Origin of the sequence: Pseudomonas sp. RGM2987 (assembly GCF_022952855.1) — a bacterium.
GTDB lineage: Bacteria > Pseudomonadota > Gammaproteobacteria > Pseudomonadales > Pseudomonadaceae > Aquipseudomonas.
In genome coordinates this window covers 20,757-45,275 of the sequence record NZ_JALJDX010000205.1, presented here as the reverse complement: position 1 = coordinate 45,275, position 24,519 = coordinate 20,757, and the positions used below count along the sequence as shown (strand labels likewise).

Annotated in this window: 23 protein-coding genes; 3 read left to right on the top strand and 20 right to left on the bottom strand. The window is 61.6% G+C overall.

Going from position 1 to position 24,519, the window contains the following annotated elements; translation table 11 throughout:
- Positions 1-72 precede the first annotated feature (72 nt).
- Positions 73-1,350 carry an MFS transporter gene (locus tag RGM2987_RS17200; RefSeq protein WP_245143485.1) on the bottom strand — a complete coding sequence of 426 codons (1,278 nt, stop codon included), beginning with the start codon at positions 1,348-1,350 and terminating at the stop codon, positions 73-75.
- A gap of 118 nt (positions 1,351-1,468) precedes the next feature.
- Here RGM2987_RS17200 and RGM2987_RS17195 point away from each other — a divergent pair, with 118 nt between their 5' ends.
- Complete coding sequence (locus RGM2987_RS17195; RefSeq protein ID WP_245143482.1) at positions 1,469-2,362, top strand: LysR family transcriptional regulator; 894 nt, start codon at positions 1,469-1,471, stop codon at positions 2,360-2,362.
- Positions 2,363-2,456: 94 nt separating this feature from the next.
- On the opposite strand, the gene RGM2987_RS17190 is transcribed toward RGM2987_RS17195, so the two are convergent.
- Positions 2,457-2,711, bottom strand: a complete 255-nt coding sequence (locus tag RGM2987_RS17190; protein WP_245143480.1) for a hypothetical protein — start codon at positions 2,709-2,711, stop codon at positions 2,457-2,459.
- Positions 2,712-2,748: 37 nt separating this feature from the next.
- Positions 2,749-3,099: a DUF6124 family protein gene (locus tag RGM2987_RS17185; RefSeq protein WP_245143478.1), complete on the bottom strand. Its 351-nt coding sequence runs from the start codon at positions 3,097-3,099 to the stop codon at positions 2,749-2,751.
- A 481-nt stretch (positions 3,100-3,580) separates the two neighbouring features.
- Here RGM2987_RS17185 and RGM2987_RS17180 point away from each other — a divergent pair, with 481 nt between their 5' ends.
- Both RGM2987_RS17180 and RGM2987_RS17175 read left to right on the top strand, forming a co-directional pair.
- Complete coding sequence (locus tag RGM2987_RS17180) at positions 3,581-4,180, top strand: helix-turn-helix transcriptional regulator (RefSeq protein WP_245143477.1); 600 nt, start codon at positions 3,581-3,583, stop codon at positions 4,178-4,180.
- On the top strand, positions 4,170-5,048 hold the full coding sequence (locus RGM2987_RS17175; RefSeq protein WP_245143474.1) for a queuosine precursor transporter: 879 nt from the start codon (positions 4,170-4,172) through the stop codon (positions 5,046-5,048). Before RGM2987_RS17180 ends, RGM2987_RS17175 begins: the two co-directional genes overlap by 11 nt.
- 47 nt (positions 5,049-5,095) lie before the next feature.
- On the opposite strand, the gene queC is transcribed toward RGM2987_RS17175, so the two are convergent.
- The 17 genes from queC to RGM2987_RS17090 all read right to left on the bottom strand — a co-directional run bounded on the left by queC (position 5,096) and on the right by RGM2987_RS17090 (position 24,366).
- Positions 5,096-5,791 carry a 7-cyano-7-deazaguanine synthase QueC gene (queC, locus tag RGM2987_RS17170; protein WP_245143553.1) on the bottom strand — a complete coding sequence of 232 codons (696 nt, stop codon included), beginning with the start codon at positions 5,789-5,791 and terminating at the stop codon, positions 5,096-5,098.
- Positions 5,792-6,134: 343 nt separating this feature from the next.
- Positions 6,135-9,920: a DUF6543 domain-containing protein gene (locus RGM2987_RS17165; protein WP_245143472.1), complete on the bottom strand. Its 3,786-nt coding sequence runs from the start codon at positions 9,918-9,920 to the stop codon at positions 6,135-6,137.
- 234 nt (positions 9,921-10,154) lie between these two features.
- Positions 10,155-10,601: an excinuclease gene (locus RGM2987_RS17160; protein ID WP_245143469.1), complete on the bottom strand. Its 447-nt coding sequence runs from the start codon at positions 10,599-10,601 to the stop codon at positions 10,155-10,157.
- Positions 10,602-10,640: 39 nt separating this feature from the next.
- Positions 10,641-11,867, bottom strand: a complete 1,227-nt coding sequence (locus tag RGM2987_RS17155) for a beta-ketoacyl-ACP synthase (protein ID WP_245143467.1) — start codon at positions 11,865-11,867, stop codon at positions 10,641-10,643.
- A complete protein-coding gene (gene fabG, locus RGM2987_RS17150) occupies positions 11,867-12,595 on the bottom strand; it encodes a 3-oxoacyl-ACP reductase FabG (RefSeq protein WP_245143465.1) in 729 nt (242 codons plus the stop codon). The genes RGM2987_RS17155 and fabG overlap by 1 nt, the downstream gene beginning before the upstream one ends.
- Positions 12,592-13,059 (bottom strand): hotdog family protein, encoded by a 468-nt coding sequence (locus tag RGM2987_RS17145; RefSeq protein ID WP_245143463.1) that lies wholly within the window; start codon positions 13,057-13,059, stop codon positions 12,592-12,594. Before RGM2987_RS17145 ends, fabG begins: the two co-directional genes overlap by 4 nt.
- Complete coding sequence (locus tag RGM2987_RS17140; protein ID WP_245143461.1) at positions 13,056-14,252, bottom strand: beta-ketoacyl-[acyl-carrier-protein] synthase family protein; 1,197 nt, start codon at positions 14,250-14,252, stop codon at positions 13,056-13,058. The genes RGM2987_RS17145 and RGM2987_RS17140 overlap by 4 nt, the downstream gene beginning before the upstream one ends.
- Positions 14,249-14,731 carry a DUF3261 domain-containing protein gene (locus RGM2987_RS17135; RefSeq protein WP_245143459.1) on the bottom strand — a complete coding sequence of 161 codons (483 nt, stop codon included), beginning with the start codon at positions 14,729-14,731 and terminating at the stop codon, positions 14,249-14,251. The genes RGM2987_RS17140 and RGM2987_RS17135 overlap by 4 nt, the downstream gene beginning before the upstream one ends.
- Positions 14,728-15,456 carry a class I SAM-dependent methyltransferase gene (locus RGM2987_RS17130; protein ID WP_245143456.1) on the bottom strand — a complete coding sequence of 243 codons (729 nt, stop codon included), beginning with the start codon at positions 15,454-15,456 and terminating at the stop codon, positions 14,728-14,730. Before RGM2987_RS17130 ends, RGM2987_RS17135 begins: the two co-directional genes overlap by 4 nt.
- Positions 15,453-16,700: an NAD(P)/FAD-dependent oxidoreductase gene (locus RGM2987_RS17125; protein WP_245143453.1), complete on the bottom strand. Its 1,248-nt coding sequence runs from the start codon at positions 16,698-16,700 to the stop codon at positions 15,453-15,455. Before RGM2987_RS17125 ends, RGM2987_RS17130 begins: the two co-directional genes overlap by 4 nt.
- A complete protein-coding gene (locus tag RGM2987_RS17120; protein WP_245143450.1) occupies positions 16,687-17,844 on the bottom strand; it encodes a sodium:proton antiporter in 1,158 nt (385 codons plus the stop codon). The genes RGM2987_RS17125 and RGM2987_RS17120 overlap by 14 nt, the downstream gene beginning before the upstream one ends.
- Positions 17,838-20,180: a hypothetical protein gene (locus RGM2987_RS17115; protein WP_245143447.1), complete on the bottom strand. Its 2,343-nt coding sequence runs from the start codon at positions 20,178-20,180 to the stop codon at positions 17,838-17,840. The genes RGM2987_RS17120 and RGM2987_RS17115 overlap by 7 nt, the downstream gene beginning before the upstream one ends.
- Positions 20,164-20,757: an outer membrane lipoprotein carrier protein LolA gene (locus tag RGM2987_RS17110; RefSeq protein ID WP_245143445.1), complete on the bottom strand. Its 594-nt coding sequence runs from the start codon at positions 20,755-20,757 to the stop codon at positions 20,164-20,166. The genes RGM2987_RS17115 and RGM2987_RS17110 overlap by 17 nt, the downstream gene beginning before the upstream one ends.
- Entirely contained in the window at positions 20,754-21,179 is a 426-nt protein-coding gene (locus tag RGM2987_RS17105) for an acyl-CoA thioesterase (protein WP_245143443.1), read from the bottom strand. Before RGM2987_RS17105 ends, RGM2987_RS17110 begins: the two co-directional genes overlap by 4 nt.
- Positions 21,172-22,716, bottom strand: a complete 1,545-nt coding sequence (locus RGM2987_RS17100) for an aromatic amino acid ammonia-lyase (RefSeq protein WP_245143441.1) — start codon at positions 22,714-22,716, stop codon at positions 21,172-21,174. The genes RGM2987_RS17105 and RGM2987_RS17100 overlap by 8 nt, the downstream gene beginning before the upstream one ends.
- On the bottom strand, positions 22,697-23,635 hold the full coding sequence (locus tag RGM2987_RS17095; protein ID WP_245143439.1) for a glycosyl transferase: 939 nt from the start codon (positions 23,633-23,635) through the stop codon (positions 22,697-22,699). Before RGM2987_RS17095 ends, RGM2987_RS17100 begins: the two co-directional genes overlap by 20 nt.
- Positions 23,632-24,366 carry a glycosyltransferase family 2 protein gene (locus RGM2987_RS17090; protein WP_245143437.1) on the bottom strand — a complete coding sequence of 245 codons (735 nt, stop codon included), beginning with the start codon at positions 24,364-24,366 and terminating at the stop codon, positions 23,632-23,634. The genes RGM2987_RS17095 and RGM2987_RS17090 overlap by 4 nt, the downstream gene beginning before the upstream one ends.
- Between the last annotated feature and the right edge of the window lie 153 nt (positions 24,367-24,519).

Here is a 24,519-nt window from a genome sequence, read left to right as displayed (position 1 = left end):
CGGCCCTCGTTGTAGAGGCTACTGCGTAGCCCAGCGGGAGCAAGCTCCCTCGCCACGGGACCGCATGTGACGTCAAACCTGAACATTACCCGGCAACAACGGCAACGTCGCCAGTTTCACCGCCACCCACAACGCCACCACCAGCAAGCCACCGATGAACAGGCCGACGCCGTTCCACCCTCCCAGGTGCCAGGCCACGCCGCCTGCCGTACCGGCGACGCTCGATCCGGCGTAGTAGCTGAACAGATAAAGTGACGAAGCCTGGCCCTTGGCCTTGAGGGCGCGGCGGCCGATCCAGCTACTGGCGACCGAGTGGGCGCCGAAGAAGCCGAAGGTGAAGACCAGCATGCCGAGGATCACCAGCACCAGCGGCGTGGCCATAGTCAGCGCGAGGCCCGCCAGCATCAGGGCGATGGTTGCCCAGAGCATCTTGCGCCGGCCCAGTTTGTCCGCCAGCGCGCCAACCTTTGCCGAGCTGTAGATGCCCGACAGGTACACCACCGAGAGCAATCCGACATAGGCCTGATCCAAGTGATAAGGCTCGGCCAGCAGCCGGTAGCCGATGTAGTTGAACAGCGTCACGAACGCGCCCATCAACACGAAAGCTTCGAGAAACAGCAGCGGCAGCCCCGCATCGCGAAAGTGCATGATGAAACCGTCCAGCAGGTTGCGCGGGTGCAGCGAGCGAGGCCGGAAGTTGCGCGATTCGGGAAGAATCCTCCAGAACACCGCCGCCGCGATCAGGGCGAGGCCGCCGATCACCAGCATCGCGGCATGCCAGCTGACAAAATCGATCAACACCCCTGCAATCAAGCGCCCGCACATGCCGCCGATGGCATTGCCGGCGATATACAGTCCCATCGCCAGGCCGATGTGCCGCGGGTGGATTTCTTCGCTCAGGTAGGTCATCGCCACCGCTGCCAAGCCGCTCAATGACAACCCTACCAGCGCCCGTAGCAGCAGTACGCCGTGCCAGGTCGGCATCATCGCGCTGGCCAACGTACACAGCGCGGCGGCGAACAGTGCGGCGACCATCACCGGCTTGCGACCGATGCGGTCGGAAACCGGCCCGGTGACCAGCAGGCCGACCGCGAGCAGGCCGGTCGCTACCGAAAGGATCAGGCTGCTCTGGGCCGCATTGATGGAAAATTCCCGGGACAGCAACGGCATCATCGGCTGTACGCAATACAACAGGGCGAAGGTCGCGAAGCCACCGCAAAACAGCGCCAGCACCGTGCGCATGAACATCGGTGTGCCTTTCTCGATGTAGATGTCCTTCAGTTCGGCGACGACCTCATCCTGCACTCGAGACGGGATTTCATGGGCCAGTGGAGCGACAGCAGTTTTCACGGTGGACCTCGCAGGAGCACGATCAGCGGGCAGTGAAAAAAGCATATAGCCGGCTAATGTTTCTATCCAATATATTGTTCGACCTATTTAAGACGTTCTACGACTTATTGGATGGCCCATGGAACTGCGTCACCTGCGTTACTTCATCGCCGTTGCCGAAGAACTGCACTTCGGCCGCGCCGCCCTGGCCCTGGGCATTTCCCAGCCGCCCTTGAGCCAGCAGATCCAGGCGTTGGAACAGGAGATTGGAGCGCGGTTGTTCGAGCGCACCAATCGTCGGGTCGAACTGAGCGAGGCCGGACGGCTGTTCCTCGACGAGGCGCGACGAGTGCTGGCCCAGGTCGACAAGGCCGCCGACGTGGCCCGCCGCGCGCAGCTGGGCGAACTGGGCGAGTTGAAAATCGGCTTCACCTCCTCGGCGCCGTTTAACTCGACGATTCCCCAGGCGATCTTCACTTTCCGCCAACGCTTCCCCGCCGTGCACTTGAACCTGCGGGAAATGAGCAGCACCCAAGTGGCCGATGCGCTGATGGAAGGCGTGATCGAGGTGGGCATCATGCGTCCATTGCCGCTGCCCGAGTCCTTGAACGAGATCGAACTCAGCCGCGAGCCGCTGGTGGCCGTGCTCAGCGCCAAGCACCCGTTGGCCCAAGGCAGCGAAGAGGGCCTGTTTCTCTCGGCGCTTGCCCAGGAGCCCTTCGTATTTTTCCCCCGCAGCTACGGCAGCGGCCTCTACGCGCAACTGCTGAGCCTGGCCCGCGACGCCGGCTTCAGCCCGCACTTCGCCCAGGAAGCCGGCGAAGCCATGACCATCATCGGCCTGGTAGCGGCGGGCCTGGGCGTCTCGGTCCTGCCGGCGTCCTACCAGCGCATGCGTATCGACGGTGTCGTCTACCGCCCGCTGCTCGACCCGGCGGCGGTGTCGGCGGTGTGGCTGGTGCAACGCAAGGACCAGCGCTCGCCGATGGCGAGGGCGTTTGTGGCGTTGTTGACGGGGGAGTTGGGATCCTGAGCGGATACTTTTGAAAAATCAGACCTCCCCATTTCTCGCCGGGGCCCAACCGATCAGTTAGTCCTTAGAGAGAGGCGCCAAAGGCGCCTTTTATTTACGCCAGAATCTGCGACCGTAATCGTCGCCCGACTACGTCCAGCAAATCGCAGCCTTCGCGCAATGAAACTACCAGCACGCGCGCCAGTTCGCTGTAAGGGCCCTCTTCAAAAGCCAAGCTCTCGAGCAGTTGCGTCACGACCCGTACGCGGTCTGCCGCCGTTTCCTGCAGCACGTCCAGTGGCGCTTGCGCGTCGATCAGCAACGAAGCAGTAGTGCAATCAATGCCGGTGGTAGGGATGTACCTGTCCATAACAAAAATACCTCCATGACCTGGGAAATGGCGCGGCTCAGCGTTGGTTGGATATAGAAGCGTCAGGCACCTTCTGAGGAGGATCCAGGTCATCGAGCGCCCGATTCACCAGTAGCTCGCACAACACCGTGAGTTGATGCATAGCCAGTGCAACGTTTCGGCGCGGCCCGTCCAACTGGTCGGCGAGGTCGCTGGCCATCACGCTCAATGAGGCGAGGTTCTCACTGGCGTGGCAGAGAAGGGCTTCGGTGTCGACGTTCGCAACGATGGTGAAGACGTTACTGACTGGGTCGGGGCGCCCGGTAATGTTGGGGCGTTCGGATACGTCGACGGTGCTGACACTTGCCGTCCCTAGCTGTTGCGGGCGGCTCGGTTTATGGCTGTTCACTATGGAACTCCCTTAGCGAAAAAAGATAGAAGGCTTCAATATTGCAATTAAGTAATTTGCTTTGTCACTTTAGCCGGGTTGACAGGGGAGTAAAGTTAATAATTAAAAAATATCGTTATTAATCAAAGAATTGAACATTTGTCTAATTAAATGATTAAAGTTGGTTTGGTTTCACTGGGCCTTGCTCCTCGCTCAACGGGAGAGAGGCAAGAGTTCGTTGCAGTGAAGTTGGTGTTGTTTGTTTATGATTTCTAATGCCTGTAAGAAATTATCGCAAGATATTCTTGTAAGAAAATTCGTTACATGTATGGGGCTGTTGAAGACGTAAAGGTTGGTTTTTGAAATATGCGCTAACAAGTCGCTTGCCTTGTTTGGGCATAAATTTTTGTGCGCAAGCCGGGTATGTACGATGCTAAGCGGGCCTCAGCGTGGATAGGTGGATGACGGTTCGTAATGGTTATGAGTAAAGGGTGTGTGATAAATGCACAAAAAAGAAAAAGTAGAAAACTTAAAGAGCAACATTAAATACTTAATAAGGAGTCGTGGTGAAACGCAGCTGTCTTTGTGTAATGCCAGTGGGTTGACGCGCACAACCATATATAACATTTTGGAAGGAAAAGTAGTTAATGTTCAACAGTCCACAATTAGAAAGATTTCTAATTTTTTTGGCGTTTCATATAAGGAGATAGAGACAGAGGATCTGGAGGCGAAAGAGATAATTGAAAGTAGCATCTCGCCGCAGGGCAATAAAAATCCTGCGGCGGTTCCTATAATAAGAGAGAGTCGTCTTGTCCGGGATTTTGATAAGGCGATTGGGGAACTGTCCACGATTTGTCCCTTAACTTACTACTTTGGGGTCGCCCATAATCTGATAGGGGTTCTCTTGGAGAACAAAATTGATGATGCGAACGGGCCAGGAGATTTGTTGATAGTAAAAAAGGACGGATCTACGAAAGAATCCGAAAAGCTAGCGTACGATAAGAAAAATAAACAATTATATTTTGTGAGTGGGACTTTCAAGTGTTCTGAAGAGTCTTTTATTGTTGGTGAGGTGGTGGAGGAAAGGTTTAATGCTAAGTAGTGCTGGAACGGAAAATACCAAATATAGGTTGTTGGGTTTCGAAAGTAGGAAGGGTTTAGCTGTAGTGATGGTAATTTCTACGGGGAAAGTATTTAAAATTAAATTGAGCGAGCTGTTGGCTAGTGAGGTTTTAGATGATTTAAACAAGGCGGAGATGAAGGATGTTTATCGAAAGTTTTATTCCAAGGGGACCGCGTCGACTATCTATGAGGTGAGTGATCGGCATGAGCGTTCTTGGATGATCTTTGTAATTTTAAATTTAGCCTTGATTACTCTGTATATATTTTCAAATTTTTCTGCAACAAAACCTGTTTATATCAGTTGGTTTGATGTGGTTGTAACCCCGGGAGTGTTCCTTTATCCGTTGACTTTTTTGATCGTTGATATGCTGAATGAGTTTTATGGCCTAAAACTCGCAAGAAATGCAATATTTTTTGTGTTGACTAGCAATGCGCTTATTACGGTTTTACTCAGTGCCTCGACTTACCTCCCAAAGCTGCCTGGCTGGAGTTTGGATGAGCCATATAACGAGGTTATTACTCATGTTTCATCAGCTTTGATCGCCTCATCCGTTGCCTTTTTTTGCTCTGAGTATGCTAATTCTTATCTGTTATGCAAAATCAAAACACTTACCAATTCTCAGTTTCTATTTTTGCGGGTCTTCTTTAGTACTTTGTTTGCGGTAATCCTCGATAGTTTTATTTTCTGTTTCATCGCGTTTTACGGTGCGATGAAAAACGAAGAGATTCTTGGCATCGTGTATGTTCAGATAGTGATCAAGATGGGCTTTGCTTTTTTTAACGTGCTGCCTGCTTATGGTGCCCGGGCATTGTTCAGACGTTATGTTGTGGGAACCCAAGCTGCTTGACATCAGTGTGATGGGCTATCCGGATAACCCATCACTTCCCAAAGAAATTACAATTCAAGTTTGTTTTTTAAACTGCGCATTACCATTTCTCCATTCTTCAAGAACTGCTCCAGGCCATTTGCGCGAAGGCTGCAAGCATCGCAACTGCGGCATCCATGCCCCTTGATTCCGTTGTAGCAGGTCAACGTCTCTTGATGGACCAGCTCCAGTTGGTTGTGATGATCGGCCAGCGCCCAGGTTTCCGCCTTTGTCAGCCACATAAGGGGCGTTTCAAAGCGGATTTTATAATCCATACCCAGTTCAACGGCATCATTTAAAGCTTTGATAAACTCGTTGCGGCAGTCTGGATAACCGGAAAAATCCGTTTCGCAAACACCTGTGATGACGGTTTGGGCGCCTACCTGATAGGCATAAATAGAGGCCAGCGTTAAAAATAGAATATTGCGTCCGGGGACGAACGTTGAGGGGAGTCCGTTAACGGTACTCTCGGCCGGCGGAACAGGAATGTTGTCACGGGTCAAGCTGCTGATGGCCAGTTCGTTGAGTACCGATGTATCCAGAACCTTGTGGGCTGTTACGCCCAGCCTTTTGCCAAGCTGGCGCGCTACCTCGATCTCTGCACGATGGCGCTGGCCGTAATCAAACGTGATGCAGTGGATTTCGTCATATCTCGGAAGGGCATGGATCAGGCAGGTTGTCGAGTCTTGCCCACCACTGAAAACGACAACTGCCTTTTTGGTCATTTCATTCATTGGATTGTCCCAATAGAGTTGAAGGCCTGACCCTAGCTCGAAGATTCAGTTTTTTCCTGTGGGAATTTTCTGAATTTGATTTGCATCAATCGTATGGTTGATTGGATCTGAATCACGTCAGGCCATGGCCTTCCATGCGGTAATAGAAGCAGTCGGGCCCGCGATATCAAACAAGCTTCACTTCAGGAAACCACTCAACCTGTGGCGAGGGAGCTTGCTCCCGCTTGAGTGCGTAGCACACACAAAAAATGGGGCCGCTACGCAGCCCAGCGGGAGCAAGTTCCCTCGCCACGATTCAAGTGAACAGCATTACGCTGTAGGGCGCCCTTTGTTCTCAGCCTTCCCAGACCGTCGCCGCTCTGTTGACGTGGTAATCATAAAAACCCTGGAGTATCCAGGTGTCGCCCTTGCGTTCGAACGCGGCGCGCCATGCGCTTCGGCCACCGCCGGGGGCCAGTTGGGCCAGGTCGTACCAGTAATATCGGTTGATTCGCTTGGTGGTCACCCTGCCGGCGCGAATGTCTTCCATGATTTGCGTGACTTTGGTTCGGGCCGCTTCCGGAAAATTGGCGTATGACATCTGCGTCTCGGCCAATGTGCTGGTGCTGACGGCAAACGTGTCCGGTGCCGGCAGTGGGGCAGGCGAAGCCGGGGATGTGATGGGGGGCTGGGTGCCTGTGACTTTATGGGTTTGGGCCTGGGTCACGATGTCGATATCGAAGGGTTCGTAGTTAGCGAGCGTACGCGTGAAATCAGTAATGTCTTCGCCGGTGAGCAACATGACGTTTCGTTGTGTCTGGCCTTTGTTGGCGATGATGTAAGGCACCCGATTGTTCCTTATTTCTGTCAGCAGGCCAGGTTTGTGCCGGCGCTGCTTTTCTTCCCGCAGGGCAGTAATCAACTCGTTATAGTATTCGTTGGAGGCGGTGTACCGGTCCCGGGCTGCCTTGGCTTCTGGCTCATTGCCTGGAAACAGCGCATGCGTCTTGGCAGCCAGTCTTGCCTCCACGGCATCCAACATTTCCCGGGTGTCCTTGGCTATCTTGGCCATAGCTGCCTTCTTTCTCCCTTCTTTCGAAGTGAAGGCCATGAAGACGGCACCGGTAATGTTGTCCGTTATGACCGTCGTGTTGACCTGAATACGGTCTTCGGTAAAGAACATGCTCTTATGCGCCAGTATCGTGTCGTATATTTTTATTTTCTGGGTTTCGCTCAAGTCAACGTTGAACACATTGGCTTCAATGTCCTTGCTGCTGAGGATGACGATGCTCCACGTGTTCATCTTGTCCAACAGCTGTTCAAGGAAGGCTTTGCGTCTGGGCGCGTTACCCCGCTCTTGAGTCATGTCGCGTACTTGTGAGCGGTAGGTGTTCAGGTCGGGCGCACCTATATCGGCCATGCTTTCCTGCAAGATGCGTTCGGCCAGTGCTTCGGGCATGGATTGGAAGATGGCCCTCGCGGTGTCGACGGCTTCAAGGGAGGGATAGCGATTCATCACCAGCACCCCTTCCACCAGCGCATTGCAGGTTCTTTGTCTTTGGGTTTCCAAGCCCTGGCCGAACACACTCTGGAGCGCGCCACCGCCACGTAACCGATATTGCTCTTCAACGCGCCAGCCGTCGTTCTCCCAAGTGACTGTCCGCTGGTCCGAACGATTGCCCGACGCATAAATGATCTGCTCGCCTGCCTGGACTGCGGTCTTGTAGTAGTCCTTCCCCAGCATCAGATAACCCTGCCCGGCGGCGTCGCGGTAGCGGTGGCGTCCCTCGGCGATCAATCCATGTCCGTTGAAGCCTTTGAGCCGATAGGGCTCCAGTTCCGGATCCGGCATACGTGGCAGGGCCGACAGCGCCGGGCGCGCCTGGCGCCGGCGGCGGCCCGCGCGGGCCATGATCAAGTCCTGTCCGGCCTCGGCCAGGACCTCCCCCAACCCGCCGATAAAGTCAGCGGTCCACTGACGGACGCTGCCGCTCTCGTCATCGATCGCCGAGACCGCGGCACCGCCCGCCATGGTTGGCAGGATCGCTCGGCCCAACAGGCCGCCAAGCCGACCCACGGGGAACATCGACATGGCGCCCGTCAGCAGCATGACGGCGTTCCGGCGTCCCTCCCGCGCGGACGCGCTGTCGCGCTCGGCATTTGTCACCGTGAGCATTTCTGCCGTTTTGATCGCATGGGCTATTTGGGTCTCGTGCAGCACCTTGAACAGGTTCGTCTCAACCAGGGGCGAAGCGATTTTCCTGGCGAAATCATTCTGTGCCCGGTCCTTCGTCCAGGCGAAGACCGACTGCGTGACTGCCCGGATCTTCTGCTCGAACGTCAGGTTTTCCGAAAGCGGCACCAGGCTGGCAAGCTGTTCGGCCTGCTCCAGCAATGGCAGGTGCGAAATGAGCCAGCGGGTCATCTCCGGCGTTTCGGTCAGCGTCTGCACCAGGGTGGCCTCCAGCGTTCGGCTGCTGGTCGCGTCCACGTCCCGGAACACCTTGCCGTCCGGCGTTCCCGGCGTGTACAGCGTCAGCGACGGGCGGCTCGCCAGCGTCGTGACCCCAAATGCCAACACTTCTTTCAATACGCTCTCACCCCAGCGCAACTGACGGACCCCCACCTCATGTCCGCCGACCTTGCCGCGTCCTGCCGCCGCCGGGCTCTCCAGCGCCGCCAGCACCAGTTTCAGCCCGATGTTGTCGCGGTCATGCCGCAGATCGCCGGAGAGGTGGGCCGCCCACAGCTGGGCGCGCATCTGTTGCTTTTTCAGGGCCATCCACGGCGCCTGCATCTGGTGGGCTACCCTTTGCAGCTCGTTCGGCAGCCGAGCGCCGATATTCGCCCTTTCGATGACTTCCACGATTTGCTCAAAGCTCAGCGGCCCCTCTACGGTGGGCTGGGGGGCATTGCGTTCCTCCAGCGTCAGGTTGGACATGGCCCACTCCGTCAGGGAGCGACGGTCATCGATGACGCCTCGGACATCGCCCTGCGAAATCCCGGACCCAAACGGTGAGCCGCCCGTGGGGGCGTGCAGATCAGTCACCTGTCTCCTGATGCTCAGTGACACATCTTCGGGGTCTACCGGCGGGTATTTCTCGCGGATCAAACCGGCTAACAGGCTGCGGGTCCGGGCATGAAGGGCGACAGGGGTGGCCAGCGTTACCGGGTCTGGCGTAGGCGCGCTTTCTGCCAGGGCTCGCTGGAATGTCCGGGTCGCCTCCCACCACGCCAGGCGGTCGCCGCCGGTGACGTCGGGGTTGCTGTGCAACCAGTCGTCGAGCTTTTTCAAGCTTAGCCGCAGCTCGCGTTCATCCATGGCGGTGGCCAGGTCCAGTCGATCCTTCAAGTCCGTCGCCGCGTCCATCCGGCTTACCCACGTGCTGATCTGCGCAGCTTCTGCTGGGCCGTCGAGCAACGCACGAATCACGGCGCTCTTTTGCGTCATCCGCAGTTCAGTGACCAGGCGGGCAAGGAAGTTTTCGGCTATCGGCGCGGTTTCGATCTCATCCCCGGGATCGCCATCGTCCCTCAGGCTCGCCTTGAGCGCCGCCAGGTCCTCGTAGATGTGCAGCGGTTCGCCCGGACGGTACAGCACCGCGCCGCCCGACTCGCCGGCTCGGTCATGGCGGGTCACGACCACGGCACCGGGGACCGGCACGCTCACGGCCCACCCTTGCGGAATCAGGCGCAGGCTATGGACGCCGGGCCGCTGGTACTCCGTCAGTCGCGCCCGAGCCGCCGCGTCCGGTGCCGCCAAGGCGCGCTCGGTCAGTGCTTTGTGCATCAGTGGGCTCAGCGTTCCGTCCAGTGCATGGAGATCCGCCTGGGTCTTGAGTTGTGTCGCCAGTTCATCGACCAACCAGGCGTTGACGCTCCGGCCCTGGCTGAAATCGGCGGGTAGGTTCCAGAAGTCGTCGAGTGCCTGGGTCAGCAGGGGTTGGTAAGCATCCAGCGGGACGCTTTCGGGGAAAATCCTGCCGGGTCCGTTATCCAGATGCTGCTCCAGCACCTTCGAGGCGCGTGGAACGGCGTCATTGAGACGGATCATGTGCTGCTGCGAGGTGCTCAGCAGATTTATCAGCGCCGCGCTTGGGTCTGTAGGGTCATCGGCTTGCAGGGGTGTGTTATCCAACATGTGCTCTTCCAGGGAAAACCTTCGGAAGACCACGCTATTGAAACAAGGGGCGAAGTGGGCGGTAGATAGATACCGCACGCGGCGGTGTCAGGCAGGGTAGGCAGGGCACCTGGGCACAGACCCTGTGGGAGCGGGCTTGCTCGCGAAGACGTCATATCAGCCAGCATCGAATTGACTGGTACACCGCTTTCGCGAGCAAGCCCGCTCCCACAATTATCGGCGTTTACGAAAGACTTACTGCACCTTCGCCAGATCCCCTTTCAACGCAACCCCGGCCATGATCGCCCCGGCGTGGCATTCGTAGGTGGTGGGATCCTTGCGCTCATTGCTCTTGTAGAAACTGACGATGTTGGTGACCGCATTGGCGCCGGCATTCTTGGCGGCCTGGTGCAGGCTGATCAGGGCCGATTGCAGCACCCATTCACACGCCACTTCGTCGGACTTGTTGAAGGCGTTGGTCTTCTTGTTGGTCACCGCGCCCGGGCTGATTACGGTGACGTTACCGGCCGGTTTGTTGCCGGCCAGGTAGAACTTCACGCTGCCGTCGATCTTGCCGGTGCGGATGGCTTCGGCGACCACTTTGTCGAAAGGCAGGAACAGCGCGGTATCACGGGCCTGGCTGAGGCTCGGCAGGGTGCCGAGCAACAGGGCGGCGGTCACGGCGATTTTCTTCAACGACATCTGGGGTCTCCTTGACGGGGTAGCGGGGTTGGATTGGGTTCAGCGCCAGCGACGGAAGATCAACGACGTGTTGACCCCACCAAAGGCGAAGTTGTTGTTCATCACGTATTCGTTGCTCATCGAGCGGAACTCGTGGCGCAGGTAGTCGAGCTTGCCGCACTCGGGGTCGACTTCATCGAGATTGAAGGTGTGCACGTAGCGGTCGCGGTTCATCATTTCGATGCTGAACCAAGACTCCAGTGCCCCGCAGGCCCCCAGGGTATGGCCGAGGAAGCTTTTCTGCGAGCTGATGGGCATCTGTTCGCCAAACAGGCTGCTGGTGGCCAGGGTCTCGGCAATGTCGCCCTGTTCGGTGGCGGTGCCGTGGCCGTTGACGTAGCCGATGGCGGATGGCGCCAGACCGGCGTCTTCCAGGGCCAGTTCCATCGCCCGGCGCATGGTGGTCTGCTCCGGGCGGGTGGCGTGCTGGCCGTCGGCATTGCTGCCAAAGCCGACGATTTCCGCATGAATCCGTGCGCCGCGGGCCAGGGCATGTTCCAGCTCTTCAAGGACCAGTATGCCGGCGCCTTCACCGATCACCAGGCCATCGCGGCTTTTGTCGTAGGGACGCGGGCTGGTTTGCGGCGCATCGTTTTTCAGGCTGGTGGCGTAGAGCGCATCGAAGACCATCGCTTCGGTCGGGCACAGTTCCTCCGCGCCCCCGGCCAGCATCAGCGGCAGGCGGCCGAACTTGATCGCTTCGTAGGCATAGCCGATGCCGTGGCTGCCGCTGGTGCAGGCGCTGGACGTCGGGATCATCCTTCCGGTGAGCCCGAAGAAAATACTGATATTGGCCGCCGTGGTGTGGGGCATCATCCGCACGTAGGAGTTGGCGTTGAGCCCTTCGGCCACGCTGTTGAGCAGCATGTTGCCGAACGCCTTGATCTCGTCGGTGCTGCCAGTGGATGAGCCGCAGGACACGCCCATGCGCCCGTCCTTGATCGACTCGTCGCCCAGCAGGCCGGCGTCGGCCAGGGCCTGTTCCGCCGCGCCCACCGCCATCCGCGAAACCCGGCCCATGCTGCGCAGTTGCTTGCGCGTCCAATGGGCCGGGACTTGGAAATCATCCACAGGACCGGCCAGGCGGGTATTCAGCTCAGAGAAACGGTCCCACTCATCCATGCGCCGGATACCGCTGCGGTTAGCGGCGAAGTTGCCAGCGATGGTCTCCCAGTCGCTGCCGATGGAGGTGATGCCGGCCATGCCGGTGACGACGACGCGCTTCATCAGCACAGGCCTCCGTTGACGGCCAGTACCTGCCGGGTGATGTAGCCGGCTTCGGCGGACATCAGGAAATTCACCGCGCCAGCCACTTCTTCCGGGGTGCCCATGCGTTGGGCGGGGATCATTTTCATCAGTTCTTCCACGGGTACGTTTTCATCGAGCATGGCCGTGTCGATCAGCCCTGGCGCGACGCAGTTGACGGTGATCTTGCGCTTGCCCAGCTCGATTGCCAACGCCTTGGCCGCGCCAATCAGGCCGGCCTTCGAAGCACTGTAGTTGACCTGGCCGCGATTGCCGATCAGCCCCGACACCGAGGTGATGCAGACGATCCGTCCGGCGGCGCGCCGACGGATCATCGGCATCATCACCGGGTGCAGCACGTTGTAGAAACCGTCGAGGTTGGTGCGCATCACCGTGTCCCAATCGTCTTCGCTCAGGGCCGGGAAAGCACCGTCACGGGTCAGGCCGGCGTTGAGCACCACGCCGTAATAGGCACCGTGGGTCTCGACATCCGCTTCAAGGATCGCCTTGCAGGCAGCGCGGTCGCAAACGTCGAATTGCAGCACGCGGGCGTTGCGACCCAGGGCCCGGATCTCGGCTTGGACGGTTTCAGCCTCGGCACGGCCACTGCGGCAATGCAGCACGATGTCATGCCCGGCCTGTGCCAGGCGCAGGGCGATGGCGCGGCCGATGCCACGGCTGGAGCCGGTGACCAGTACGGATTCAGTCATGGCGTGTTTCCTGTTGAGGACGGTTCATGAAGATAGTGGGCAGCCTGGGGCGGACGGAACACGTTCAGCCGCGCCGTGGCCTGGATACCGGGGCCATGGATATGGCATTCGAACACACCCATGCCGTTGTCGTCTTCCAGTGAGCGCAGGCCCTGGATGGTCAGCTCGGTGCCGACGGGAAAGCACTCGACGTTGCATTCGAATTTACGGGTGCCGAGCAGGAAGCCCAGCTCCACGGCGTCGCCGCGTTGGCGTGCATGGCAACCGGCAAACGCCGCGACGCTCTGGGCCATCAGCTCGATGCCGACCCAGGCCGGCAGCGCGCCGTCATCACGGTTGAACAAACCGCCGGGCCTGACGGTGGTGTGGGTATGGATCTGCTCGTCATCGAAGGACAGGATCCGGTCGATCAGAATCATGTCGCCTGCATGGGGCAGCAATTCGGCGAGCGGCCAGTCAATCATGGGGCGTCTCCGATAATCAGGCTGACGTTGTTGCCGCCGAAGGCGAAGGAATTGCTCATCAGGCGACGTGGGCGGGTCGGTTTCAAACGGGTATTGGCACTGGCCCAGTCCAACGCCGGCAGCGTCGGATCAGCCTGGCCGTCCCAGAGGTGCGGCGGCAACGCCTGGGCGGTGTTCTCGGTGCTCAGGGTCAGCCAGCAGAACGCCGCTTCCAGGGCTCCGGCGGCGCCGAGGGTGTGGCCGGTCATGGGTTTGGTCGAGGAGCAGGGCACTCCGGCCGGAAACAACCCGGCCACTGCCAGGCTTTCCATGGCGTCGTTGTGTTGCGTGGCGGTGCCGTGCAGGTTCAGGTAGTCGATCTGGCCCGGCTCGAGGGCGGCGCAACGCAGGGCTTTTTCCATCGCCTGGCGGGCGCCGCGGCCAGTGGGCTCGGGCGCGGAAATATGGTGCGCATCGGAGCTGGCGCCGTCCCCCAGCAAGGCGATCGGGGCGCCAATGCCAGGTGTCTTGCTCATCAGGAACAGCACCGCCGCCTCGCCAATGTTGATGCCGCTGCGGTTCACCGAAAACGGGTTGCAACGTTCATTCGACATCGCCTCCAGCGCGGAAAAGCCGTTGAGGGTCAGTTTGCACAAGCTGTCCACCCCACCGCAGAGCACGGCATCGCACAGGCCCAGGTCCAGCAGGCGGCGAGCGCTCATCAAGGCTCGGGCGCTGGAGGTGCAGGCGGTGGAGATCACATAGGACGGCCCGCTCAGGCCGAGCCAGTCGGACAAAAAGTTGGCCGGCGCGCTGAGCTCCTGTTGCTGGTAGTCGTAACCTTCGGGGAAGCGCTGCTCGCGCAGGTAATGGGCGATGCTATGGCTGGCTTCATTGATGCCCGAGGTGCTGGTGCCCAGCACGATGCCGATGCGGGTTCGACCATAGGCCTGGATGGCCTGATCGATCTCGGCGCGGATCTGCAAGCCGGCTTCCAGCAGCAGTTGATTGTTGCGGCTGCCTTGCATCGCCAGGGTTTGGGGAATGGGCGCCAGGTCACCGGTCACCGAGGCCACCGGCAAGGCCCGGTCGGCCACCCAGCCCGCTTCGAGGCGCAGGCCCGAGCAGTCGCCGGCAAACAGGTTGCGCGCCACGCTGTGTTTGTCGCGGCCCAGGGCGCAGATCACGCCGAGGGCATTCAGATAGGCAGTCATGGCGCGCTCTCGGTCAACGGCGTGATGCGGTAGAGCGGGCCTTGGGGCAGGCTCAGTTGGAAGTCCAGCGGCCGCTGGTAGCTCACCCGCCAACGGGCATCCAGGCTGCGTTGCGTGGCTTGCTGCCGGGCGGTGGGGTAGTTGCCGGCAAGTTCAGCCTCCGGCGTCAGGGCGAACAACAGCGCGGCGAACAGCTCGCGTGCCTCGGCATTCGGCGGCAGCAGACCGTCGGCCTGCCAGTGGCCGTCGACCAGGCGCTGGCGGGCCACGGGAATGCCCAGCGGGTCCATCATTGACCAGCGGATCCCGGCGTCTTCGCGCTGGATCACCAGCAACCAGTCCTGCCGCTGGCCGGCCAATTGCCGCTGGATGTGCAGTTGCAGGGGCAAGGCCAGGGTCGGCGTGCGTTCAGGCAGCGGTGCATGGCTGGCACAGGCGCTGAGCAGCAACAGGCAGCCGATAAGCAGGGCGCGCATCATCCGGCAGTCCCTTCGAGCGGTTTGCGGGCCACCACGTTGACCAGGGTTTCCTCGCGCTCGCCAAACGGCTTGGGCTGGCGCAGGCCAAAGCGTTCCAACAGGCCGAAGTCCTTGGCGCGGCTCCACCACAGGTACGGGTAGGACACGTTGCGGTCCTCGAATTGGAAACCTTGCTCACGAATCATCCCCAGGTACTGCGCGGCGCTTTTCTGCACGTGCATCGGGTGGCGGAACAGCCAGCGGATCACCCAGGTGTCGATATAGGCCTCGGTGGACTCGGCAAACATCAGGTAGCCGCCGGGCTTGAGCACGCGATAAAACTCGGCGAGGGCCTTTTCCTGCTCCACCAGGTGATGGAAGGTCTGATGGCAGAAAAGCAGGTCGACGCTGGCATCGGGCACCGGCAATTGCGCGCAGTCGCTGCCGATCAGTTCCACGGCCATGCCCTGGCGCGCCGCTTCCTCGGCGCTCAAGTCCAGGCTATGGGGATCGGCGTCGACGCCAATCAAACGCTGTGGTGCGAATGTCTGGCGCAGGTATTGGAACGACTTGCCCTGACCGCAACCGGCATCCAGCAACACCGGACTGACCGGCAGCGGTTGATTGAACAACCCACGCAGGTCGTTGATCGCTACCCGCAACACATGGTGCTGCCAGGTGTGGCTGCGCAGGAACCAGAAACCGAAGCGCGTCTCTTCGACGTAGTTGTCGCTCAGGTAGCTCATGAGGCGTCACTCGCGCAGATTTCCGAAAGCATGCGCAGGCGGCGCTTGGGTTCGCTGACGAACGGGTTGCGCTCGTCCCAGGCGTAACCCGCCAGGATCGAGCTGATCATACGGCGGATGTCAGCCGAGCCTTCGGTGTAGAAAATCACATCCTGGAAAGTGCCGGCGTACCAGCCTTCGACGTAGCAACGGAAGGTATCGACGCCGCGCTTGAGTGGCTCGGCGAACTCGCTCTGCCAATCCACGGTTTCACCTTGCAACTGACGATGCAGCACACCGGCGGCCATGCTTGCCGAACGCATGGCGATGGTCACGCCGGACGAAAACACCGGGTCGAGGAATTCCGCGGCGTTGCCCAGCAGGGCGAAGCCCGGGCCGTGCAGGGTTTTGACATTGGCCGAATAACCGCCGATGGTCCGCGCCGGAGTGTCCCACACGGCGTTCTGCAACACACCGGCCAGGCTTGGGGTTTCGTCGATGAAGCCGCGCAGGCAGGCATCGAGGTCGTCGGTGCGGCCGGCGAAATGTTCGGCTGCCGCGACCACGCCCACCGAGCAGCGCCCGCCGCTGAACGGGATGGTCCAGAACCACACGTCGCGCTTGCTCGGGTGGGTGGTGATGAGGATTTTCTCGCGGTCGAAGGTCGCCGCGTCGATGCGATCCTCGATGTGGGTAAACACCGCCTGGCGCACCGGGAAATTCGACGGCGCCTCCAGGTCCAACAGGCGCGGCAGGACCCGTCCGTAACCGCTGGCGTCGAGCACGAAGTCCGCTTCGACCCGGTACTGGCTGCCGTCTTCACGTTGCACGCCCAGTTGCGGTCTGGCGAGGCTGAAGTCGGCGCTGGCAATGGCCTGGCCGTAACGGATTTCCACGCCTTGCAGCGCCGCCTGGTCGGCCAGCAGTTTGTCGAAGTCGGCGCGTTGCACCTGGAAGGTGGTCGGCTTGCCGTTGCTGAAGGTGTCGCCGAAATCGAAGGCGCTGTAGCGTTCGCGCCAGGCGAAGGCTGCGCCGTTCTTGCGCTGGAACCCGGCGGCATTCACCGCTTCGAGCATCCCGGCTTCTTCGACGAAATCCAGGCAATGGGACAACAGGCTCTCGCCGATGGAGAACCGCGGGAAATGCTGGCGCTCGATGACCAGCACATCGTGGCCCTTGCGCTTGAGCAGCGCGGCTGCGATGGCGCCGGAAGGGCCGGCACCGATCACGACGACCTGGCGACTTTCCATTTCAACTTCTGGCATTGGAGCTCCTGGCCGGGACGGCAATCGAGGTCATACGGTGAAAACCGGCCAGGGCCGGCAGCAATGTGGCGATCAGCCCCATCAGCATCAGGGTGAAGTACAACGCCGGGCTGATGAGTTGTTGTTGCAAGAGCAGGTTGAGGAACACGATTTCGCTCAAGCCGCGGATGTTCAGCAAGACACTTTCACGCCAGCGACTGGCGCCGGCGAACGAAGCCCCGGCCCAGCCCAGCCCCAGCCAGTTGCCCAACAGTTTGCTGGCAATCGGCAGGCCCAGCAACGCCAGCCATTGCACCCAGCCGAGGCTGTGCATGGCGCTGTGGACGTTGATCTGGACGATGCCGAACGTGAGGATCAGCGGGATCGCCAGGTACGTCTGTAGCCCTTGCATCCAGGCCGAGTTGATGGGCAGGACCAGCGGCACCTTGAGCGCGGCCATGCACAGCAGGTAGCCGATGCCAACGATCAGCGCATTGAGCCGGTAGTGCTCGGCCACCACCAGCAGGGCAAAGAAAATCCCACTGTGCAGCAACGGCTGGCGCAGGCCGAGCAGCCGCAACAGCAGCGGCATGCAGGCGCCGGCCAATGGCAACAGCAGGCTGCTCAGGTGCAGGCTGCCCTGGGCCAGGCCGAACAGGCTCCAGCAGGCCAGGTCGATCAGGATCGCCGTTTGCACCAGGCGCCGGGTGGCGGCGGGCGGGTAGTCGATGTGGCGCAGATACAGGTACAGCACCGGGATCGCGGTGATTGCGAACAGCAGGCCTACCGCCAGGGAGCTGATCCACGGTTGCGGCGGCAATAACCAGAAGGCGGTCCCCAGGCCACAGGCGAACGGAACGACGAAGCTGGGCAAGGCGATCTTCACGCTCTGGCGGTCCAGGCGCAGGTCGATCACGTCGCTGAGAATGTGTCCCAGCAACAACGCGAACGCCAGGCTGTAGAGATTCTTCAGCCATACCGGCGACACCAGTTGCGCGCCGCTGAGCTGCCAGCCCGGCTCGATCCAGAAGTACATCAGCAGCGGCAGGCCGAAGGTCGCCAGCAGCAACTGGCTGACTATCGGGATCAACCCGAAGCGCCGGCCCAGCCGCGTCGCGACGGCGAACAAGAGCAGGGCCATCAACCAGAACATCAGGATCAGCATGGCGCAGGCTCCGGGTCGCTTGCCCCGTGGGCATGACGCCCGGCCCACGGCGCCAGCATGAAGCTGAAGGCCAGCCCCAGGCTCAGCGCCAGGCCGAAGTTGCTCACCGCCGGGGTGCTGGACAGGGCCAGCAGACCGAACGAGAGCCAGGTGGTGACCGCGGCCAGGAAGGTGCCCAGCAGGCTTACGGCGGCGCCGCCGATCTGTTCGCGCATGAGGATCGCGTAATCGACGCCGATGGCCGTCACCAGCAACAGGCCGAACAGGCTGAACAGGGTCAGCGGCTGCCCCAGCCAGCCGAGGCTCGCCAGGCTGCACAGCGCGGCCAGTAGCGGCAAGGCGACGATGCGCAAGGCTGCGCCAAGACCGAACGGCCAGATCAGCACCAGCACGATCAGCACGCAGGAGGCCAGCTTCAGTTCGGCGGCACTGACCTGCGTGGCGGCGAACACTCGGTTCAGGTCCCCCAGGCGATCCACCAGTTGCACGCCCGGCAGATCCACTGCTTGCACCCGCAGCAACGCGGCGTCGTTCAAGCCTTGCAGGCTGATGGTGGCGGCCACGCCTTGTCCGGTTGGGCCGAGCCAGAGTGTGCGATATGGCTCAGCGAGCGGGCCGGTCAGCGCCGCATCGATGTCTTCGATCGGCAAGGCCTGCAGTTGCGCCAGCTCCGCTTGCAGCGCGGCGACCGGCACGCCCAGCTCCAGCAGCGGCTGCCAGAATGCCGGCAGGCGGGCCAGGGCTTCACGGACTTTTTGCTGTTCGGCCGGCGGGCTGACCAGTTGGTTCAGCGACAGGTAGCCCTGGAGTTTATCCAGGCCGACCAACTGGTCCAGGCGCTCGTTGAGCGCGGTCTGGCGTTCCAGCAGTTGGGCCTGGTCGTCGGCGCGGATCAGGAAGAACTGGCTGGTGGGCTGGAAACCGGTGATGCGTGCGATGTCGCGGGCTTCGTCGGTCAGGTGTTGGGGCGTGCCGATCCACTGGCGGATGTCGTTTTTGCTGGTCAGGTGCCACAGACCGCCCGCGCAGAACGCCAGCAACAGACCCAGCAGGACCGGCGTGGGCACTCGCGCCAACAGCGCTTCGCGCAGCTTGAGCAGGCCTTCGCACAGGCGCAGCGGCCATTGGGCCGGGCGCAGATCCGCACCCTTGAGCAGCGCCGGCAGCAGGCAGACTGCCGTCAAATAGGCGCCGACGAGCCCGGCGGCGGAAAATATCGCGATCTGGGTCAGCGCCGGGAACGGCGTCCAGGCCAGGGCCAGGTAACCGATGCAGGTGGTCGCCAGGCTCAGGCTCAGGCCCGGCAGGGTCAGGCGCAGGGCCGGCCAGCTGCGCCAGGGTTTCAGGCTCCAGCTCTTGGACAGATAGTGCAGCGGGTAATCCACCGCCACGCCGATCAGGCTGGAACCCAGCACCAGGGTCATGACGTGCATGCGGCCGAACAGCGCCACGCACGCCACCGCACCGAACAACATGCCCACCAACACCGGGACGAAGGCCAGCCACACACGCAGGCGCCGGAACGCCAGCAGTAACAGCAACAGGATGCCGACCGTCGCACCGCCGCCGACCCAGGTGATTTCCCGCGAGGCCTGTTGCTGGCCGCTGGCGGCGTACAACAGGCCGCTGGCGGCCAGCAGTTGCCCTTGGGCCTGGCTCGCCTGCTCACGACTGCGTTGCAGCAACTCGGCCACTTGCAGCGGCAGGTTCATGTCGAACGCGTTGCCCTGGGCGCGAGCCCGCAGCATCACCCAATGCTTGCCGTCGGCCTCGGCGACCAGCGCACCGCTGCCGACGTCGAGTTGTATCGCGCCGCGTTGTGGCTGGCTGTTCTGGATGCGTCCGGTCAGGCCCAGCCAATCGTCCTGGCTGGGCACCAGGCTGAAACCGCTGAACGGATCGAACAGCGCCTGGACCCGTTGCTGGATGAACGCCTGGGGTTGTTCGATCAGTTGCTGGCGGTCCGCCGCCGAGAGCATCGCCAGCCGCCCGTTGAGCAGTTGCGTGCGCAGCGCCGGCAAATCGGCCTGCAGGGTCCACTGGACCTTGTCGAACAGGCCGCTGGCCTGCCATCGCCCGGCGAGGTTCTGCGCCAGGGCGATGGCTTGCTGGCGGTCGGTGTGCCCGACCAACACCAGCACCTCACGATTGAGCGGCTCCTGCATGCGTTGTTCGGCGATCAGCTCCAGGGCGTCCGGAGAGGTGCCCGGCACCAGTTCCATGAGATTGGCCGACAGCGGCGCACCGTGACGCCATTGCCAACCGGCGAGCGCCAGCACCGCCAGCAGCAGGATCAGGAACAGCCGTGGCAACCTGCGTTCACTCGGCAAAATCATGTTGCTCCGCTTCACTCAAGGGCTGCGCGCTGGTGGCTTCCTGCATGCGCAGCACGGTGCTGTCGCCCTGGGTTTCCAGCAGCTCGATGCGTTGCACCAGCTCGCCGCCGTCGATGTTGATCTGGTTGAAAACCTGTTTGAGCAGCACCGAACGCGGGGTCAGGGTGAGTTTCCACTGGGTTGGCTCGCCTGAAAGGCTCAGCTCGAAATCCCGTTGCAGGCCGCTGCTGTCACCCTGCAATACCGCCAGGAACAGCCGGTTCTGTTCGGCACCGGCGCTTTTGTTCGGCAGCATCTGCCAGTGGTCGCCGTCCCTCCGGGCGATGCCCTGGGCGCTGATGCGATAGTCCTGTTGCAACGGGGTTTGCAGCAGCCAGAGCAGGCCGTGTTGCTTGGCCAGCACGAAGCGGCCCTTGCTGATCAGCGGTTGGGGCAGGGCGCGCAGGTGTTTTTCCTGGATGAACTGGCCGTGGATCACCTCCGGACGCGCCAGTTGATCGCTCAACTGCTGCAAATCGAAGGCTTGGGCCAGGGGCGCCAGGCAGCAGAGCAGGAGCCAGAGTGACAGGCGCTTCATGGCAATTTCCTTTCAACGGCTTGAACAAAAACCCGGGGCGAGGCCAGCAGCATTTCGCGGCTGGCGATGTCCACCGCCACCTGCACCGAACTGGCACGGGTCAGGCGTTCGCCAGTGGCTGCATCGCTGATCAGGTAATTGATCTTCAGCCGGTTTTCCCACTCCACGAGGCTGGCGCGCACGGTCAGGACCTGGCCGAACACGGCACTGCGCACGTAGCGCAGTTGCAGGTCGATCACCGGCCACGCATGGCCGGATTCGAGCATGTCGTTGTAGTTGTGGCCGACCAGGTCGAGCAGCGCGCAGCGGGCCACTTCCAGGTATTTGACGTAGTGGCCGTGCCAGACCACGTTCATCGAATCCACATCGAAGAATGGCACCACCACCTGCGTGTCGACATGCAGCACTCCCTGGCTACGCATGCAGCCTCCAGTGTTGCTCGGCGATGCGTTGCAGGCACAGGCGCAGTTCGCCTTCCAGGGCACGGTCTTCGATGACCGGGGCGAAATCCTCGGCCAGTTGCGCGTGCATGGCGGCCAAGGCCGGCGGCAGCGCGCGTGCGTCTTCGGCGCGGCTGCGCAGCCACACGCCCTGGTTGGCCGCCAGCAGCGTCGCGGCGGCGACTTGTTCGGTCAGTTCCAGCACACGGATAGCGTCCCGGGCGGCGATGGTGCCCATGCTCACCTTGTCCTGGTTGTGGCACTCGGTGGAGCGTGAGAACACGCTGGCCGGCATAGTGTTTTTCAAGGCTTCGGCGGTCCAGGCGCTGGTGCCGATCTGCACGGCCTTGAAGCCATGGTTGAGCATCGCCCGCTCGGCACTGGCGCCGGACAGGTTGCTCGGCAGGCCGTGGTTGTAGCGTTCGTCCACCAGCAGCGCGAGTTGCCGATCCAGCAGGTCGGCAACGTTGGCCACCAGGTTCTTCAGGCTGTCCATGGCGAAAGCGATGTGCCCGCCGTAGAAGTGCCCGCCGTGCAGGACCCGCTCGGCCTCGGCGTCGATGATCGGATTGTCGTTGGCGCTGTTGAGTTCGGTCTCGATGAACGAACGCAGCCAAGCCAGGCTGTCCGCCAGTACCCCGAGCACATGCGGCGCGCAGCGCAGGGAGTAGCGGTCTTGCAGGCGATGCAGTGGCGCGGTCGGCGCATCGATCGCCAGGTCCTTGCGCAGCCACGCGGCGACTTGCATCTGCCCCGGGTGTGGCTTGGCAGCGAACAGGCGCTCGTCGAAGTGCTCCGGGTTGCCTTGCAGGGCGACCACGTTCAGCGCGGTGATGCGGGTCGCCAGGTGCAGCAGGTAATCAGCCCGGGCGTAGGCCAGGCAAGCCAGGCCGGTCATCACGGCAGTGCCGTTCATCAATGCCAGGGCTTCCTTGGGCCGCAGCACCAATGGCGTCCAGCCCAGTTCGCGGTGCACGTCGGCCGCCGAGCGCCGCTCGCCACGGAACATGACTTCGCGCTCGCCGGACAGGGTCGCGGCCACGTAGGACAACGGCGTAAGGTCGCCGCTGGCGCCCACCGAGCCTTCTTCGGGGATCAGCGGCAGGATGTCGTGTTCGAGGAAGGCCTGGAGGCGCTCCAGCAGTTCCACTCGCACACCCGACACGCCGTGGCACAGCGACTGCAAACGCGCCGCCAGCACCGCACGAGTGGCCTGGGCGTCGAGCAACTTGCCGAGGCCGCAGCCGTGGAAGGTGTACAAGTGACGCGGCAGGGCCTCGACGTGGTGCAGCGGCACCGCCACTACGCAGGAGTCGCCGTAGCCGGTGGTCACGCCGTAGATCACGCCTTCCTTGTCCAGCAAGGAATCGAGGAACTGCGCACCCTTGGCGATGCGCTGGCGGAACGCCGGGTCATCCTGCAAGCGGGTCGGCGCCTGGCGGTTCGCCAGGGCCAGCACATCTTCGATGCGCAAAGGGCGTTCGCCGAAGGTTACCGGCTCAAGAGTGGGCATCGTCATCGGTCTTCCAGAAAGGATAAAAGTTGAACCACTGTTGCGGGCCCTGGAGGCAGAACTGCGCCAGGCGTTCAGCGTAGCGGCCGGCCCAGTGGGCGATTGTTTGCTCGCGGTCGTTGCGCTTCCACACCACGGCCTCGGCGAAGGGTTCGAGGGTGACGCGATAGCGCCCCTCGTGCTTGAGGCACATCAGCAGGTTCACCGGGCATTTCAGCAGGCCGGCCAGCAGCCAGGGGCCTTGGGGAAATGCAGCCGGATGGCCCATGAAATCCACGGTCACGCTGCGCCCGCCGTGCAGCGGAACACGGTCGCCGGCAATCGCCAGCCACTCGCCGCGCTCCAGGCGCTCGCTCAGTTGCAGCATGACCGCCGGGTCCAGTTCGCTGACCTGGATCAGCCGCAGGTGCGTGGCCCCGGCTTCCCCCAACAGGCGATTGAATTGCTCGGCGTGCTTGGTGTGCACGAGCACGTTCATGGTGACTTTCTCGCCCAGCTCGGCCAGGGCCCGGCACATCTCCAGGTTGCCCAGGTGTGCGCCCACCAGCATCTGCCCGCGGGCGTCGCGCAGGTGATTGCGCAGCAACGCGGTGTCGACGATTTCGATCTGCTCGATACTCAGCTTGCCGTTCCACACGTCGAGCTTGTCGAGCAGGGAGTCGGCAAATGCCATGAACTGGCCGAACACCCGCCAACGGGTCGGGCGCAGGTCGGCACGGGCGCTCCAGTCGGCCAGGCGCTCCTGGTATTGCCAGGCGGCCCGACGCGCGCTACGTCCGAAAATGAAGAAGTACAGGACGATGCCGTACAGCACCGGCGTCAGCAGGCGGCGGCCCAGCACCTTGGCGGCGAACGCGGTGAGCTTCATCAGCCAGAAACTGCCGCGCTCCTGACGGTCGGCCCAGTGTTGCTTGTCGACGCTCATGGCCGCCACCGTCGCCAGAGAATCAGCGGCAAGCGCACCAGCATGCCGAAGAACAATCGGGTGTGCATGCCGGAAATCAGCACGTTGTCGTGGAACAGCCGGAAGTGTGAAACCCCGTCGGCAGGGTAGTGGACCCGGGTGTGCAGCCAGCGCATCGGTTGGTTGCGCCAGGCCAGGCGCACCAGGATGTCGGAGTCGAAATCCATGCGCTTGCCGATATTGGCCGAGTCGATCAGCGCCAGGGTCGGTGGCAGCGGGTAGACCCGAAAACCGCACATGGAGTCGCGGATTTGCAGGGACAAGCTGTTGATCCAGACCATGACGTGGGTCAGGTAGCGTGCGTACAGGCGACCTTTCGGCACGCTGGCGTCGTATTGTGGATAGCCGCAGATCAGCGCGTCGGGATAGGCGCGGGACTGCTCGATGAATGTAGTCACGTCACCCAGGTCGTGCTGGCCGTCGGCATCCACCTGCAAGGCGTGGCTGAAACCCAGGCGCGCCGCTTCGCGCAAACCGGTCATCACCGCGCCGCCCTTGCCCTGGTTGACGGCCAGCCGGACCAGGTGCACCCGCTCGCCTTCGGCCAGTCGCTCCAGCACCGCCGCGCAGGCCGGGCTGCTGGCATCGTCCACCAGCACACAGGGCAGGCCACAGGCGAGCAACGCCTGGACCACGGCCGAGATGGCGGTTTCGTGGTTGTAGACCGGGATCACGGCGCAGGGGTTATGCATGCTCTTTGCCTTCCACCGATTCATTGTGGCGAGGGAGCTTGCTGTGGCGAGGGAGCTTGCTCCCGCTGGGCTGCGAAGCAGCCCCCCGCTTTCCAAGGGCGAGCGCTGCGCACTCGAGCGGGAGCAAGCTCCCTCGCCACAGGGGGAGCGTGC

Excerpts from the sequence above, each read along its gene's own strand:
- RGM2987_RS17195 (WP_245143482.1), top strand. The coding sequence starts at position 1,469 with ATGGAACTGCGTCACCTGCGTTACTTCATCGCCGTTGCCGAAGAACTG.
- RGM2987_RS17190 (WP_245143480.1), bottom strand. The coding sequence starts at position 2,711 with ATGGACAGGTACATCCCTACCACCGGCATTGATTGCACTACTGCTTCG.
- RGM2987_RS17180 (WP_245143477.1), top strand. The coding sequence starts at position 3,581 with ATGCACAAAAAAGAAAAAGTAGAAAACTTAAAGAGCAACATTAAATAC.
- RGM2987_RS17175 (WP_245143474.1), top strand. The coding sequence starts at position 4,170 with ATGCTAAGTAGTGCTGGAACGGAAAATACCAAATATAGGTTGTTGGGT.
- queC (WP_245143553.1), bottom strand. The coding sequence starts at position 5,791 with ATGACCAAAAAGGCAGTTGTCGTTTTCAGTGGTGGGCAAGACTCGACA.
- RGM2987_RS17165 (WP_245143472.1), bottom strand. The coding sequence starts at position 9,920 with ATGTTGGATAACACACCCCTGCAAGCCGATGACCCTACAGACCCAAGC.
- RGM2987_RS17160 (WP_245143469.1), bottom strand. The coding sequence starts at position 10,601 with ATGTCGTTGAAGAAAATCGCCGTGACCGCCGCCCTGTTGCTCGGCACC.
- RGM2987_RS17155 (WP_245143467.1), bottom strand. The coding sequence starts at position 11,867 with ATGAAGCGCGTCGTCGTCACCGGCATGGCCGGCATCACCTCCATCGGC.
- fabG (WP_245143465.1), bottom strand. The coding sequence starts at position 12,595 with ATGACTGAATCCGTACTGGTCACCGGCTCCAGCCGTGGCATCGGCCGC.
- RGM2987_RS17145 (WP_245143463.1), bottom strand. The coding sequence starts at position 13,059 with ATGATTGACTGGCCGCTCGCCGAATTGCTGCCCCATGCAGGCGACATG.
- RGM2987_RS17140 (WP_245143461.1), bottom strand. The coding sequence starts at position 14,252 with ATGACTGCCTATCTGAATGCCCTCGGCGTGATCTGCGCCCTGGGCCGC.
- RGM2987_RS17135 (WP_245143459.1), bottom strand. The coding sequence starts at position 14,731 with ATGATGCGCGCCCTGCTTATCGGCTGCCTGTTGCTGCTCAGCGCCTGT.
- RGM2987_RS17130 (WP_245143456.1), bottom strand. The coding sequence starts at position 15,456 with ATGAGCTACCTGAGCGACAACTACGTCGAAGAGACGCGCTTCGGTTTC.
- RGM2987_RS17125 (WP_245143453.1), bottom strand. The coding sequence starts at position 16,700 with ATGCCAGAAGTTGAAATGGAAAGTCGCCAGGTCGTCGTGATCGGTGCC.
- RGM2987_RS17120 (WP_245143450.1), bottom strand. The coding sequence starts at position 17,844 with ATGCTGATCCTGATGTTCTGGTTGATGGCCCTGCTCTTGTTCGCCGTC.
- RGM2987_RS17115 (WP_245143447.1), bottom strand. The coding sequence starts at position 20,180 with ATGATTTTGCCGAGTGAACGCAGGTTGCCACGGCTGTTCCTGATCCTG.
- RGM2987_RS17110 (WP_245143445.1), bottom strand. The coding sequence starts at position 20,757 with ATGAAGCGCCTGTCACTCTGGCTCCTGCTCTGCTGCCTGGCGCCCCTG.
- RGM2987_RS17105 (WP_245143443.1), bottom strand. The coding sequence starts at position 21,179 with ATGCGTAGCCAGGGAGTGCTGCATGTCGACACGCAGGTGGTGGTGCCA.
- RGM2987_RS17100 (WP_245143441.1), bottom strand. The coding sequence starts at position 22,716 with ATGACGATGCCCACTCTTGAGCCGGTAACCTTCGGCGAACGCCCTTTG.
- RGM2987_RS17095 (WP_245143439.1), bottom strand. The coding sequence starts at position 23,635 with ATGAGCGTCGACAAGCAACACTGGGCCGACCGTCAGGAGCGCGGCAGT.
- RGM2987_RS17090 (WP_245143437.1), bottom strand. The coding sequence starts at position 24,366 with ATGCATAACCCCTGCGCCGTGATCCCGGTCTACAACCACGAAACCGCC.